This is a genomic window from Flavonifractor sp. An112, from assembly GCF_904377885.1.
Lineage (GTDB): Bacteria > Bacillota > Clostridia > Oscillospirales > Oscillospiraceae > Flavonifractor > Flavonifractor avicola.
Genome location: NZ_CAJFGT010000026.1, coordinates 1 through 14,566, shown reverse-complemented (window position 1 = coordinate 14,566; position 14,566 = coordinate 1). Strand labels below are relative to the sequence as shown.

Here is a 14,566-nt window from a genome sequence, read left to right as displayed (position 1 = left end):
AACTATGGAAAAACGCAGAGTCGTCATTACCGGCATGGGGACCGTGAATCCCCTGGGCCACAACGTGGCCGACACCTGGCAGGCCGTCCGCAACGGCGTGTGCGGCATCGCCCCCATCACCCAGTACGACGCCGCCCCCCAGAAGGTCCATCTGGCCGCCGAGGTAAAGGACTGGGACCCCACTTCCGTGCTGGATAAGAAGGAAGTACGCCACATGGCCCGCTACTCCCAGCTGGCTATGGCCTCCGCCAAGGAGGCGGTGGCCGACAGCGGTCTGGATCTGGAGTCCATCGACCGCACCCGCTGCGGCGTCATCGTCTCCAGCGGCATCGGCGGCATCGGGGTTACCGAGTCTGAGCAGACCCGCTGCTCCGAGAAGGGCTTTGACCGCGCCTCCCCCTTCTACATCCCTTCCGCCATCGCCAACATGGGGGCCGGTCTCATTGCCATCGCCTTCGGCTTCCAGGGTATGTGTACCTGCCCCGTCACCGCCTGCGCCGGCGGCTCCAACGCCGTGGGCGACGCCTTCCGCCACATCCGGGACGGCTATGCCGAGGTGATGCTGTGCGGCGGCGCCGAGTCCGCCATCACCCCCCTGTCCATCGGCGGCTTCACCACCATGCGGGCCCTCCATGTGGGGGACGACCCCAACCGGGCCTCCATCCCCTTTGACGCCCAGCGTTCCGGCTTTGTGATGGGCGAGGGCGCCGGCATCCTGGTGCTGGAGGAGTACGAACACGCCAAGGCCCGTGGGGCCAAGGTGTACGCCGAGGTGGTGGGCTACGGCGCCACCTGCGACGCCTACCACATGACCGCCCCCGCCCCCCACGGGGAGGGCGGCGCCCGGGCTATGGCCCTGGCTTTGGCCGACGGCGGCGTGGCCCCCGAGCAGGTGGGCTACATCAACGCCCACGGCACCTCCACCCCCCTGAACGACTCCGGCGAGACCGACGCCATCAAGACGGTGTTCGGCGACCACGCCTACAAACTGGCAGTCAGCTCCACCAAGTCCATGACCGGCCATATGCTGGGGGCCGCCGGTGCGGTGGAGGCCATCTTCTCCGCCCTCACCCTGAAGGACGGATATCTGCCCGCCACCATCCACTATCAGGAGGCCGACCCGGCCTGCGACCTGGACTATGTGCCCAACCAGGGCCGGAATGCCGACGTACAGTACGCCCTGTCCAACTCCCTGGGCTTCGGCGGTCACAACGCCTGCGTGCTGTTCAAGAAGTGGGAGGGTTAAGCCATGGAACTCAACTCCAATCAGATCGCTGAGATCCTGCCCCACCGTTACCCCTTCGCCCTGGTGGACCGCATCGTGGACGGCGAGGCGGGCAAGTGGGCCAAGGGCATCAAGTGCGTCAGCGTCAACGAGCCCTTCTTCCAGGGCCACTTTCCCCAGTACCACGTCATGCCCGGCGTCCTCATTCTGGAGGCCCTGGCCCAGGTAGGCGCGGTGGCCCTGCTGTCCCTGCCGGAGAACCGGGGCAAGATCGCCTTCTTCGGCGGCATCAAGAACGCCCGGTTCCGCCGCCAGGTGACCCCCGGCGACGTGCTGGAGCTGGAATGTACCCTCACCAAGCAGAAAGGGCCGGTGGGCATCGGGGAGGCCAAGGCCACCGTCAACGGACAGGTGGCGGCCACGGCGGAGCTCACTTTTGCCCTGGGTAAGGATTCCTGATTGCCCTCCCCTCCGCCGTTTGTTATAATAAGAATAAGATCAAAAATGCGGAGGCACGGGTATGCTGGAAGAGAAATTTGAGATAGTGTATACGAAATTTAAACTTCACTTTTATCAGGAGATCTTCGAGCGGTTCCAGAACCGGGAGGCCAGCCTGACCACGGTGGAGACCTTCGCTATGGAGACCATCCAGGCCCTGGGGTCCCCCACCATCAACGAGTTTGCCTCCTTTATGCGTATTTCCCCGCCCAATGCGGCTTATAAGATCAACAGTCTCATCCGCAAGGGCTATGTCCAGAAGATCCAGTCGGAGCATGACAAGCGAGAGTACCACCTGCAGGTAACCCAAAAGTACAAGGAGTATTACAACATCAGCAACGACTATGTACACGTAGTTACCGAGCGGATGCGGGAGCGGTTCACCCCCGCTGAATGTGCCAAACTGGAGGAGATGCTCTCCATCATCAGCAAAGAGCTGATGCCGGAAATCCGTCTGGGCTCCGCCGAGGCCTGAACCAATCAAAAAAAAGACGTGCTGCCCTGGCAGCACGTCTTTTTTCATTGGATATCCAGTTCCGGCGGCACATCGATCTCATCGGATACATATTTGCCGTTCTTTTTCCGCTGCCGGACGCACTCAGTGAGCAGATACTCGATCTGTCCGTTCACCGAGCGGAAGTCGTCCTCTGCCCAGGCCGCAATGGCTGCATACAGCTTGGGGGACAGGCGCAGGGGCACCTGCTTCTTACCATCGCCCGCCATATCAGTACAGGCTGCCGGAGTTGACCACCGGCTGGGCGTCCCGGTTGCCGCAAAGTACCACCAGCAGGTTGGACACCATGGCTGCCTTCCGCTCCTCGTCCAGTTCCACCACCTGCTTCTCGCTGAGCCGCTCCAGGGCCATCTCTACCATGCCGACCGCCCCGTCCACAATCATCTTCCGGGCATCGATGATGGCGGATGCCTGCTGCCGCTGGAGCATCACCGCGGCGATCTCGGGGGCATAGGCCAGGTAGGTAATGCGGGCCTCGATGATTTCCAGCCCGGCCTGAGCCACCTTGCTCTGGATCTCGTCCTTGATGCGGGAGGCCACCACCTCGCTGGAGCCCCGCAGGCTGCCCTCGTCGGCAATGCCGTCGCCGGTGGTGTCCACGTTGGGGGCCACGTCATAGGGGTAGATACGCACAATGTTCCGCAGGGCGCTGTCACACTGGAGGGACAGGTATTCCTTGTAGTTGTCCACGTCGAACACCGCCTTGGCGGTGTCCACCACCCGCCACATGACGGCGATACCGATCTCCACCGGGTTGCCCAGGCAGTCGTTGATTTTCTGGCGGTTGTTGTTCAGGGTCATGATCTTGAGGGAGATCTTCTTGCCGCCCGCCTGGGCCTCCGCCTTCTTCTCCGCCTTGCTGCCGCCATCCACGTCGCCGCTCTGGTTCAGCCTGGTCTGGGCCGCCGGGTTCACCCCGGAGCAGAAGGGGTTGACGTAGTAGAAGCCCTCCCCCTTCAGAGTGCCGATGTACTTGCCGAACAGGGTGAGCACCAGGGCCTCCTGGGGCTTGAGCACCTTCAGGCCGCACAAGAAGATCCAGCCCAGGGACGCCCAGACGATGCTCACAACCAGAATGACCACCGTGATCCCATCCATGTCTCCTGCCCCATCCTGAACGGCGGCCCACACGATGCCGATGACCGCCAGCACATACAGAGCCAGAATGAGCAGCAGCATAGGCATACCCTTTTTCTTGCCGGTTAAAATCTTCTCTTCCATAAGAGCACCTCCAGCTCTCTTTTTGATGTCAAAATAATATCATCAAAATATCAGGTTGTCAAGAGAGTGGCTGCCCATATAACGAGATCTCTTAAGATAAATCAACAGCAGCATGGACTTCTTATCCATGCTGCTGCTTTTCAGTTCTCAAAATAGGCACGGTCGATCAGTGGCTTTACGTTTTCAAAATCATCTCCGTTCTTGATAATAAGTCGAAGGTCTCCAGTACCCCAGTGCCCCTTGTCCCGGACATCCTCAATTTTCCCCGGTTTCAATTCCACTGTGTCCGGATTCAAACGCAGATGTATCAAAATATTGTTCTGATACACTTCCACACAGGCAATATTTCTAACCTTTTTGAACGCCACATAGAGCTTAAGCTGGTTTTCTGCAACATCGTCACCTAGCGACAGAATGTAGTCATGAATGGACAAATACAGCGTCCTGATCTGCTCTCTTGTTTCCTCCAAGTGTTTTTGAAACGACTTATCCCCTTTTACCTTTTTCACCGGTGTCGCCATTTCTTCCACAGCAGGCTGTACCTGAGGTGTGTTTAAGAACTCGAAGGCAATCAGTTCGTCGCCGTATTTTCTATACTTCACCAGCTTGATGTTCCGTTGCATCTGATTTACAGCGTGCTCATCAAATTTTGTAAAATCGCTGGCAATACAAATTACGCAGGGCATACTCCAATCAATCTGCTCTGCTTTTTCCAACCCCAGTTCCTCCATAACCAACAGCTTGAAATCTGCCTTATGATCTAGCAGCCAATCCAAATAGAACAGGCCCTGGTTGATCACATTTTCATTGATACTCCGCTTATATTCAAAAATGACCGGACAATTGTTTTCGTCAATTCCAATGCTGTCCATTCGACCATTGGTGATCTTGTACTCCGATCGTAAAAAAGTCACCCCAAAAAAGGTCATCATATTTTTCTCCAGAAGCGTTTGCAACTCCCGTTCCAACGCAACCTGGGAGGACGGCAATTCGTTCACGCCATTTTGAATGGAAAATAATTTAAAATCCGCCATGATAAGACCTCCTCTGTTTTTTATTGTACCATGTGCATCAGTCTTTCTGCAACAAGCATTCCCCGGCACAAGTACAAGCGCCGGCATGAAAAAGAGCGCGCCTTTTTGGCACGCTCTTTTCCTGTTATTCGGTTGCAATCACTCTAACCACGGCGTCTACCCCCAGGGTACCGCTGTAGTACACGGTAAAGGTATCGCTGTAGGCTCTGGCCTGGGACAGGGTGACCCACTGCTCCGTATCGCTGTTATAGCCCTCGGCGGCGTCGCTGATGGGCACCCGTACCCCGTCGATCACCACCGCATCCAGACTGTCAAAGGCGCTCTGATCCACCCCCTCCGCCTGGCTGAGGGTGACAACGGACACCGCCTTTCCCTCGGAGGATACCGCGATGCCTCCCATGTCTCCGGTACGCCCGGTCTGGCCGGTGATATACTCCTGGGTGGTACCGCTGCCGTTCTCCACAGAAACAGTGCGGTTGGTGTAGGTCATGGTGCCGCTGCCCTCCGTCTTGCTGCCCATAGTGAGCAGGCCATAGGTGTAGGCATTCCCCGTCACGTCATCCAGCAGCAGCACACTGACAAGGCCATTGCTGTCGGTGGTATAAAAGTCAATGTCAGAAGCCTTCACAGTGGCACTCTGGATGTCCTCCAGGTCGATCTCCGTGACCACGCTGGTCCCAGCCCGCTCGTAGATCCGCACGTTATCTGCCAGAGGGATGGAGCCCAGGGTCCCCTCGGACACGTTGAGATTCAGGCTGCTGCCCCCGGACACCTGGGACACCGACAGCTTGCCCACGCCGCTGGAGGTGACCTTCACCAGGTCCCCCGCGCCGGCGGAGCCGCTGATTGTGCCCCGGGCGGTAAGGCCGCAGGTCAGCTCCACCTGTCCCTCCCCCAGGACCCCGTACAGGGCGGTCTGCCCGCCCGCGGCGGCGGAGATCACCGCCCCGTCCCCGTCCAGGGTAACGGTGATCTTATCCCCCACCGAACAGCCGCTCAGGCTGTCCACGGCGCTCTCCTCCACCTCCAGTTCCATCCCCAGCAGGGTGATGGTGTCGGGGGTGGCGGTGTTGGGGCTGGCAGACTCATAGTAACCCGTGAGGGTCACGCCCTCATAGCCGTTTCCCTCGGTGGCCGCCACCAGTTCCAGATTGCCCGACTGGTTGTAGTAGAGAGTGAGCTGAGGGCAGTCGGCCAGATCGTACCAGCAGTTCTCAAAGGTGGTCAGGGTATCTTCCATCACCACCGCCGTACTGCCGCTGACGGTATAGCTGCCGTTGATGCGGTTAGCGGTGACACTGTTGGGAATCAGGGTATAGCGCACCGTGTCGTCGGGCAGAAAACCAGTCACCCGTTCGCTCTGGTCCAGCAGCAGGGTACCCCGGCTGCCCGCCAGGCCCTCCAGCTCCGCCGCCGGCTCATGCCAGGACAGGTTCTGGTTGGCGTACACCTCCACCATGCCATCGGTCCCGTCGCCGCTCCGGGCGTCGGTATCCAGCAGGACGGCGTTTTCCACCTTGGAGGCGCACAGGTTGTCAATGTAGTCCTTGCCGGTGCTGTCGCTCTGGCCCAGCAGGGCGTAGAGCAGCAGGGCGGCCTCACCCCGGGTCAGGGCGTGGTCGGGATCTGTAGATACCCCGTCCAGAAGGCCCAACTTTGTTCCCAGGCTCATGTAGTCCTCCGGCCAGAAGGGGCCCACATCCTCGGTGGTGTACCCCAGCAGCCGCAGCACTACCGTCACCGCCTGGCCCACCGTCACCGGGTCGTCGGGGCCAAAGGTGCCGTTGCCGTAGCCGGATACCAGGCCCTCCTCACAGGCCAGATTGATGTAGGAAGCCGCCCAGTGGCTCCCCGCCACATCGGAAAAGAGGGTGCGGTAGGCGCTGCCCGTCACCTGATCCCCGTGGCCCTCGGCCAGCACCGCCAGCTTGCAGAACTGAGCCCGGGTCAGCCCCTGATCCGGGTAGTAGTTGCCGTCGGAGCCGCCGGAGACGATGCCCAGGCCGGAGAGCACCTCCACCGCCAGGGCGGTGTCGGCGTCGCTCACGTCGGGAAAGGAGGCCGCCCCGGCGTAGCCGGTCAGCCCCAGACACAGCCCCGCCGCGGTCAGCAGGGACAAGAGTTTGCGTTTCATTGGAATCTCCTCCTTCTGTTCAATCCGCCCGGAGGGCGTCCACCGGCTGGAGGTTGGAGGCCTTCACCGCCGGGTAGATGCCGAACACAATACCGATGATCACCGAGAAGGCAAAGGCCCCAGCTGTCACCAGACTGTCCGGGAAGAGGATCAAATCGTACATGGCTTTGCCCAAAATCAGGCTCAGGCCGTAGCCCAGCAATATGCCGATGACGCCGCCCATGCCGCTGAGGATGGCGGCCTCCACCAGGAACTGGCCGATGATCTCCCCCCGGGGAGCGCCGATGGACTTCTTGATGCCGATCTCCCGGGTACGCTCGGTGACGGTGACCAACATGATGTTCATGATGCCGATGCCGCCCACCAGCAGGGCAATACCAGCAATGCCGCCCAGCACCACGCTCATGGAGGTCATCTCCTCGGTAGACTCAGTCATGGCGGCATTGCCGTTTTCCAGCTCATACTCCCCCACGGTGGAGGAGATGGTGTTGGCCAGAAAGACCTCCAAATCCGCCATGACGGCGTCCATGTTATCCGATTTATCCACTTTCACTGTAAAGGAGGTGAGGTAGTCGATCTGGAGGATGGCCCGATCCAGGGAGTAAGGGATCACCGCCATATCGTCCATGGACCCCTCGGTGCCCCCGTCCTTCTGGTAGTAAGTACCCACCACGGTAAAGGGCTCGCCCCCCAGATACACCGTCTCCCCAATGGGGTCGGCATACTGGAACAGGCTGTCCGCCACGTAGGACCCCAGCACGCACACCCGGTTGCGCTGTTCAATGTCAAAGGCATTGATGTCCCGACCGCTCTCCAGGGTGTAGTTGTTACATACAGCGTATTCGTCGCTGCCCAGATATACGGTACTGCTGTCCAGGGTAGTGGTACGGTATTTCATAGGCAGTGAGGTGGACACGTCGGGGCTCACCCCTTCTACCGTGTCGCTCAGTTCCTCATCGCAGTAGTCGTACAGGGCGCTCATCACGTCCACACTGCGGCTGGTGTCATACCAGGTTACAGTAACATTGACCTTGTTGACGCCCAGCTTCTCATAGTAGGCAGTGATGTCGGCGTTATAGCCCGACACCAGGGCCACCAGCACCAGCACGGCGGTGACGCCGATGATGATGCCCAGCATGGTGAGGAAGGAGCGCCCCTTCTTCTCCCGGATGGACTCCAGGGCCATACCCAGTGCATTCACGGCGCCACCCGCCTTGCCGGCACGTCCAGGTCCACCAGCACCCCGTCCCACAGGCTGTCGTGGACGATCTTTCCGTCCTTCACCCGCACCGTGCGGTCAGCTTGGGCGGCAATGCCGTTGTCATGGGTAATGAGGATGACGATGGTGCCCGTCCGGTTCATTTCCCGCATAAGGGCCAGCACCTGGGCGCCGGTCTTGGAGTCCAGGGCGCCGGTGGGCTCGTCGGCCATCAGAACCGGAGACTGGGCGGCAATGGCCCGGGCAATGGCCACCCGCTGCTGCTGGCCGCCGGAGAGCTGGCCGGGCCGGTAGTCCGCCTTGGCCGCGATCTCCACACGCTCCAGGGCCTCCATAGCCCGCGCCTTTCTCTGGGCCAGCGGCACCTTCTGGTAGAGCATAGGCAGCGCCACATTCTGCCACACGCTGAGGGAGGGGATCAGGTTGTAGCCCTGAAAGATGAAGGCGATCTTCCGGGAGCGGATGAGCTCCAGCTCCCGCCGCCCACGCTGGCTGATGGGGATGCCGTCCAGATAGTACTCCCCCCGGGTGGGAACGTCCAGGCAGCCCAGAATGTTCATCATGGTGGACTTGCCTGAGCCGGAGGTACCAATGATGGCCACAAATTCTCCCTGGTTGATCTCCAGAGTTACTCCATCCAGAGCATTGACCTGGTTTTCTTTGCCCTCGCCGTAGATCTTATATACGTTGTCCAGTCGGATCAAACTCATATCGCCGCCTCCTAGCCCATGGGGCCGCCGCTCATGCCGCCGCCCATATTACCGCCGGGCATCATGCCGCCGCCCTGCTCCATACCACCGGGCCGGCCGCCGGAGAAGTCGCCCATACCCTCAAAGCCCTGTTCCTCACCGCTCTGGCTGGTGGTATCGCCGCCGGAGGGGGCCGTCTGCTGATAACGGGTGAATACCTCCACCCCCTCCTCCACGCCGGAGAGGATGCGGACATACTGGCTGTTGGACACCCCGGTCTCCACCGGAACGGCATAGAATCCGTCTGGCACCACGCCGTCCTCCAGATCCACCGCGTTGTCCGGTCTGGTATCCGCCTTCACAAAGAGGCAGGTGCCCTCGCTGGTGCTCTTCAGCGCCGCAATGGGGGCAAGCACACCCTCCGACTCGTCACCCACGGTGATGGTGTAGGATACATTGACGCCGGCGGACAGGGCCCCTTCGCTGGGAATGGTAATGGTGATGGGGAAGTAGGCCACGCCGTTGGTATTGGTGGCCTCATAACTGATGGCGGTCACTGTTCCGGTGTAGTGGGTGTCGCTTTCCGCCCCGGACTGGGTGATGTCCACCTCCATGCCCATGGTGATGCTGTCAATGTCCAGCTCGTCAATGTTGGCGGTGATGGTCATGGAGTCCAGGTTGTAGAGGGTCACTGCGGTCTGCCCCGCCTGCCGGGGGGCCTCCCCCTCCTGTACCCCAACCATGATGATCTTACCGTCGATCTCTGCCGTCACCTGGTAGTCGGAGCGCTTCTCCTCCGCTTCGGTGATCTTCTCCTGGGTCTGGGTGATTTTTTCCTGGGTCTGGGTAATGCTCCGCTGGGTGGTCTCCACCTGGTCCTCCAGATCGGAGCCGTCAATGACAAAGAGGGCAGCCCCGGCGGTCACCGTCTCATAATCATCCACGTTGACTGCCGTCAGCTTGCCACTCTCGGTGGCGGTGATGGCCTCGCTGGCATAGGGTTCCAGCGTGCCCTCCACAGCGGGATAGAGTTTCTCCCCACTGCCGGTCAGCAGGTAGCCCGCGCCGGTCATACCCTCGCTGAGGGCCCCCGGATTATCCACCGTCACCGTCACCGCAAAGCAGCGGGTACCCTCGGCGGTAACCCGGTCCACCTTCTTGATCTCGGTGACCGTGCCATCCAGGGTGGTCATAAGGCTGGCGATGGACACTCCCGCCTTCATGCCCACATAGATCTGGTCCTCGTAGGCATAGCTGAAATACTGGGTGAGGGTCATCTTGCTGTCGTCCACCAGGGTAGCCAGCTTGGTACCCGATCCCACACTGTCCCCCGCCCGGACGGTCACATCGGTGATTCTTCCGGAGAAGGGTGCGGTCACAGTCAGGTCAGCCAGCCGCTCATTTAATTCAGACAGCTGATCGGAGGCGTCAGACAGGGTATTCTCCAGCTCGGTCAGTTCGTCCTGATAGCCCTCGATCTCCTCATCCAACTCAGAGTCGTCCTGGGTATAGAGCAGGTCTCCCGCCGCCACTGTATCACCAGCGGACACATAGACCCCGGTGATCTCCGCCGTGGAGGCTGTGGTATAAGTAACGCTGTCCGCCGGCATGGTGGTACCTGTTCCTTCAATGACCGTAGACAGGCTGCCATAGGTGGTGGTCTCGGTCAGGGCCGTCTGAGTCTCATTCTGAAAGAAAAGGGTCTTGATGCCAAAACCGCCGCCTACGACAACAGCTGCCGCCACAACCAGGGCCACGGCCCGCTTGATGGGAAACTTACGCCGGGCCTTCTTTGGGACCTGTGGGGTCTCCTGGGGCATGATTTCTGCACATTCCATGGTGGGTCCTCCCGTCTGTTCCGGATTCTGGGTCAGTATAATTTGTCAATCTGAAATTACCCTGAAAAATCCAGTGCTGAAATTGTTAACACTCTGTAAATCCTTTTTTCTTTCCATTTTTCTATCATATTTTCAGATAAATTTCAGGATGGAACGGTATCCTTTGCTCAACAAATACGCATACCAAACAGGAAAGGATCTTACCTATGAGAGTTTTGATTGTGGAAGACGAGCGCCGGCTGGCGGAGGCCCTGGGCCAGATCATGGCGGAGCAGCGCTATCAGACGAATGTGGTATATGACGGGGCCGACGGGCTGGACTATGCCCTGACGGAGCAATACGACGTGATCGTGCTGGACGTGATGCTGCCCAAGCTGGACGGCTTTGAGGTAGCCAGCCGCCTGCGTCACGCCCATGTGTCCACCCCCATCCTCATGCTCACCGCCCGGGATGAGATGCCGGACAAGATCGCCGGTCTGGACCACGGCGCCGACGACTACATGACCAAGCCATTTGACATCGGGGAGCTCCTGGCCCGTGTGCGGGCCCTCACCCGCCGGCAGGGGGAGGTCATCGGCGAACAGCTCGCCGCCGGGGACCTGACCCTGGAGCTGTCCACCCGCTGTCTGCGGCAGGGGGACAAGTCGGTGCGTCTGGGCTTTAAGGAGTTTGATGTACTGCGGCAGCTGATGGTCCATCCCCGGGCCGTGGTACCCAAGGAGGATATCATCGCCCGGGTCTGGGGGCTGGATTCCGATGCGGAGGACAACAATGTGGAGGTATATATCTCCTTTCTGCGCAAAAAGCTCACGTTTCTGGAATCCAATGTGAGTATCGGCACCGTCCGGAAGGTGGGCTATTACCTGGAGGTGCCCGTATCATGATCCGGCGGCTGCGGTGGAAATTCATCCTCATCAACCTGCTGCTGGTGGGGCTGGTGCTGACGGTGGTCTTTGTTCTGCTGCTCACCTCCAACGCCCGGCGGCTGGCCGACCAGGGTGCCGCCGCCCTCCATATGGCGCTGAACCGGGGGGACGACGAGCTGCCGCCCCGGTTTGAGATCGGCTCGCCGCCGGAGCAGGAGAACCGATACGGAGACGCCAACGCCTCCATGATCCCCGTCTTTTCCGTCACCGTGGAGGATGGGACGGTGGTATCCATCAACGACGGAGGCCATGTGGACGTTTCGGAGGAGACCGCCGCCCAGGCCGCCCGGGAGGCCATGGACGCGGAACAGAACAGCGGCGTGCTGTCCGGTCTGGGCCTGCGCTTTCTGATGGAGGAAAAGCCTGACGGCACCATCCGTATCGCCTTTGCCGATCTGTCCTGGGAGCGCAGCACCCTGCGCACCCTCTTCCTCACCTGTCTGCTCATCTGGCTGCTGGCCATGGCCGCCTTTTTCTTTGTCAGTCTGTTTCTGGCCTCCCTGGCCCTCCGGCCGGTGGAAAAGGCCTGGAAACAGCAGCGGCAATTTGTGGCCGACGCCTCCCATGAGCTGAAAACACCGCTGACCGTGATTCTGGCCAATACCGGGATCGTGCTGGCCCATCCGTCGGAGAGGGTGGACAGCCAGTCCAAGTGGCTCAGCTACACCCAGGAGGAGGCCCGCCAGATGAAGGGGCTGGTGGAGGACCTGCTCTTTTTGGCCAAATCGGACAGCGCCCGGCTGCCTACCCATCCCACCCAGGTGGATCTGAGCCAGCTGGTTCAGGGCTGCCTGCTCCCCTTTGAACCGGTGGCCTTTGAGGCGGGGGTGGCCCTGGAGTCCCACATCGATCCAGAGCTGACACTCACCGGGGATGAGGGGCAGCTGCGGCGGCTGGTACGTATTTTGCTGGACAATGCGGTGAAATACGCCGGTCCACCCAACCCGGAGGTCCGGATTACGCTGACCCGCCAGCAGGACAAGCTGCGCCTCAGCGTTCACAACACCGGCGCTCCCATTCCGGCGGAACACCTGCCTCACCTATTCGAGCGGTTCTACCGGGCGGATGCCGCCCGGGACCGGGCTCAGGGGGGCTATGGTCTGGGGCTGGCCATCGCCAAGAGCATTACCGAAACCCATCGGGGCAGGATCTCCGTGACCAGCACCACGGACAGCGGCACCACCTTTACCGTCCTGCTGCCCCGGCGGTAGGCTTGTATTTTCATTCTGTTTCCCGTATACTGATGTCAATACGTGTGCGAGGTGGATTATGGATCTCTGCAACAGCAATGACATCAAGGCCCTGTTGGGCCGCCACGGCTTTCGTTTTTCCAAAAGCATGGGCCAGAATTTTCTCATTCAGGGCTGGGTGCCCCAGGACATTGCCGACGCCTCTGGCGCCGACGAGACCTGCGGCGCTCTGGAGATCGGACCGGGCATCGGTCCTCTCACCGTTCAGCTGGCCCGCCGGGCAGGCAGGGTAGCTGCCATTGAGTTGGACCGGGATCTGCTGCCCATTCTGGCGGAGACCCTCTCTCCCTTTGACAATGTGACTGTCATCCCCGGGGACGCCATGAAACTGGATCTGGCCGCCCTGGCTGCGGAACAGTTTCCCGGCCTCACCCCGGTGGCCTGCGCCAACCTGCCCTACAACATTACCACCCCTGTCATTACCGCCCTCATTGAGGCAGGCTGCTTTGCCTCCATCACGGTAATGATCCAGCGGGAAGTGGCCAAACGGATCTGCGCCGATCCCGGTACGGCGGATTATGGTGCCTTCTCTCTGTTCTGCCAGTACTACACCCAGCCGGAGTATCTCTTTGAAGTGCCTCCGGAGTGCTTTCTGCCTGCCCCCAAGGTGACCTCGGCGGTAATCCGCATGGTGCCCCGGTCTGAGCCGGTACAGACCCTGGTGGAGGACGACTTCTTCTTCCGGGTCGTGCGCGCCTCCTTTGCCCAGCGCCGCAAGACCCTGCTCAATGGTCTGTCCGCCGCCTTCGGCGACAAGCTGAGCAAGGAACAGCTGCGGCAGGCCATTGCCGACGCCGGACTGCCTGAGGGGGTCCGCGGCGAGCGGCTGGGCATCCAAGAGTTTGCCCTTCTGGCCCGTGCGCTTCGGGCGCTTGGAGCTTGAAGTTCCTGGTACTTCAAAAGGCAGATTGAAACTGCCGGGAAAGAAAATTGCAAAATCGCCTGGCACAGGGGAATTGACATTGTGCCCAAATCTGTGTATGATTATCCCATGGGATTTGTAACTTCCGGGGCTTGTCCGCCCCGCCAGAGCCCCAGAGAGATCAATACGGGAAAGAGGTCATGCATTATGGCAAACATTGATTTGAATCAATACGGCATCACCGGCGTCACCGAGATCCTCCACAACCCCTCCTATGAGGTCCTGTTCCAGGAAGAGACCAGGCCTGAGCTGGAGGGCTATGATAAGGGCCAGGTCACGGATCTGGGCGCCGTTAACGTCATGACCGGCATCTATACCGGCCGTTCTCCTAAAGATAAGTTCATCGTTATGGACGACACCTCCAGAGACACCGTGTGGTGGACCTCCGATGAATTCAAGAATGACAACAAGCCCGCTTCTCAGCAGGCTTGGGATACCTGCAAGCAGCTGGCCATTCAGGAGCTGTCCAATAAGAAGCTGTACGTCATGGACGTGTTCTGCGGCGCCAACGCTGATACCCGTATGGCCATCCGCTTCATCATGGAAGTGGCCTGGCAGGCTCACTTTGTGAAAAATATGTTCATCCAGCCCACCGAGGAGGAGCTGGAACACTTCCAGCCCGACTTTATCTCCTACAATGCCTCCAAGGCCAAGGTGGAAAACTACAAGGAACTGGGTCTCAACTCTGAGACTGCCGCCATCTTCAATCTCACCTCCCGGGAGCAGGTTATCCTGAATACCTGGTACGGAGGCGAGATGAAGAAGGGTATGTTCTCCATGATGAACTACTTCCTGCCCCTGAAGGGTATGGCCTCCATGCACTGCTCTGCCAACACCGACATGAATGGCGAGAACACCGCCCTGTTCTTCGGCCTGTCCGGCACCGGCAAGACCACCCTGTCCACCGATCCCAAGCGCCTGCTCATCGGCGACGACGAGCACGGCTGGGATGATAACGGCATTTTCAACTTCGAGGGCGGCTGCTACGCCAAGGTCATCAACCTGGATAAGGAGTCCGAGCCCGATATCTACAATGCCATTAAGCGCAACGCTCTGCTGGAGAACGTCACCGTGGACGAGAACGGCCACTGTGACT

General features: G+C 59.9%; 14 protein-coding genes. 7 read left to right on the top strand and 7 right to left on the bottom strand.

The features are described 5' to 3' along the window. Positions 1–4 precede the first annotated feature (4 nt). From fabF to IHN22_RS05580, 3 genes are all read left to right on the top strand, one after another. Entirely contained in the window at positions 5–1,246 is a 1,242-nt protein-coding gene (gene fabF / locus IHN22_RS05590; RefSeq protein ID WP_191434034.1) for a beta-ketoacyl-ACP synthase II, read from the top strand. Between the two features lie 3 nt (positions 1,247–1,249). Then, on the top strand, positions 1,250–1,684 hold the full coding sequence (fabZ, locus tag IHN22_RS05585; RefSeq protein ID WP_087331107.1) for a 3-hydroxyacyl-ACP dehydratase FabZ: 435 nt from the start codon (positions 1,250–1,252) through the stop codon (positions 1,682–1,684). Between the two features lie 61 nt (positions 1,685–1,745). Further along, a complete protein-coding gene (locus IHN22_RS05580; protein WP_087331105.1) occupies positions 1,746–2,198 on the top strand; it encodes a MarR family transcriptional regulator in 453 nt (150 codons plus the stop codon). A 44-nt stretch (positions 2,199–2,242) separates the two neighbouring features. Here IHN22_RS05580 and IHN22_RS05575 read toward each other — a convergent pair whose 3' ends face one another. The 7 genes from IHN22_RS05575 to IHN22_RS05545 form a co-directional block, all read right to left on the bottom strand. Continuing rightward, on the bottom strand, positions 2,243–2,446 hold the full coding sequence (locus IHN22_RS05575) for a PTS ascorbate transporter subunit IIC (RefSeq protein ID WP_087331103.1): 204 nt from the start codon (positions 2,444–2,446) through the stop codon (positions 2,243–2,245). Position 2,447: 1 nt separating this feature from the next. Next, positions 2,448–3,458: an SPFH domain-containing protein gene (locus tag IHN22_RS05570; RefSeq protein ID WP_191434032.1), complete on the bottom strand. Its 1,011-nt coding sequence runs from the start codon at positions 3,456–3,458 to the stop codon at positions 2,448–2,450. Positions 3,459–3,598: 140 nt separating this feature from the next. Continuing rightward, positions 3,599–4,492 carry a DUF5655 domain-containing protein gene (locus IHN22_RS05565; RefSeq protein WP_191434030.1) on the bottom strand — a complete coding sequence of 298 codons (894 nt, stop codon included), beginning with the start codon at positions 4,490–4,492 and terminating at the stop codon, positions 3,599–3,601. 124 nt (positions 4,493–4,616) lie between these two features. Continuing rightward, positions 4,617–6,626 (bottom strand): S-layer homology domain-containing protein, encoded by a 2,010-nt coding sequence (locus IHN22_RS05560; RefSeq protein WP_191434028.1) that lies wholly within the window; start codon positions 6,624–6,626, stop codon positions 4,617–4,619. Between the two features lie 19 nt (positions 6,627–6,645). Then, positions 6,646–7,827, bottom strand: coding sequence for an ABC transporter permease (locus IHN22_RS05555; protein ID WP_191434026.1), 1,182 nt, complete (start codon positions 7,825–7,827; stop codon positions 6,646–6,648). Next, on the bottom strand, positions 7,824–8,555 hold the full coding sequence (locus tag IHN22_RS05550) for an ABC transporter ATP-binding protein (RefSeq protein WP_191434024.1): 732 nt from the start codon (positions 8,553–8,555) through the stop codon (positions 7,824–7,826). Before IHN22_RS05550 ends, IHN22_RS05555 begins: the two co-directional genes overlap by 4 nt. Positions 8,556–8,566: 11 nt before the next feature. Further along, positions 8,567–10,372, bottom strand: a complete 1,806-nt coding sequence (locus IHN22_RS05545; RefSeq protein ID WP_191434022.1) for an efflux RND transporter periplasmic adaptor subunit — start codon at positions 10,370–10,372, stop codon at positions 8,567–8,569. Positions 10,373–10,578: 206 nt separating this feature from the next. On the opposite strand from IHN22_RS05545, the gene IHN22_RS05540 reads away from it, so the two are divergent. The 4 genes from IHN22_RS05540 to IHN22_RS05525 form a co-directional block, all read left to right on the top strand. After that, positions 10,579–11,256, top strand: coding sequence for a response regulator transcription factor (locus IHN22_RS05540; RefSeq protein WP_191434020.1), 678 nt, complete (start codon positions 10,579–10,581; stop codon positions 11,254–11,256). Beyond that, positions 11,253–12,509: a sensor histidine kinase gene (locus IHN22_RS05535; RefSeq protein ID WP_191434018.1), complete on the top strand. Its 1,257-nt coding sequence runs from the start codon at positions 11,253–11,255 to the stop codon at positions 12,507–12,509. The genes IHN22_RS05540 and IHN22_RS05535 overlap by 4 nt, the downstream gene beginning before the upstream one ends. 58 nt (positions 12,510–12,567) lie before the next feature. Then, positions 12,568–13,431, top strand: coding sequence for a 16S rRNA (adenine(1518)-N(6)/adenine(1519)-N(6))-dimethyltransferase RsmA (rsmA, locus tag IHN22_RS05530; protein WP_191434015.1), 864 nt, complete (start codon positions 12,568–12,570; stop codon positions 13,429–13,431). A gap of 186 nt (positions 13,432–13,617) precedes the next feature. Next, the coding region (locus tag IHN22_RS05525; protein WP_191434013.1) for a phosphoenolpyruvate carboxykinase (ATP) at positions 13,618–14,566 on the top strand (949 nt) is incomplete at its 3' end.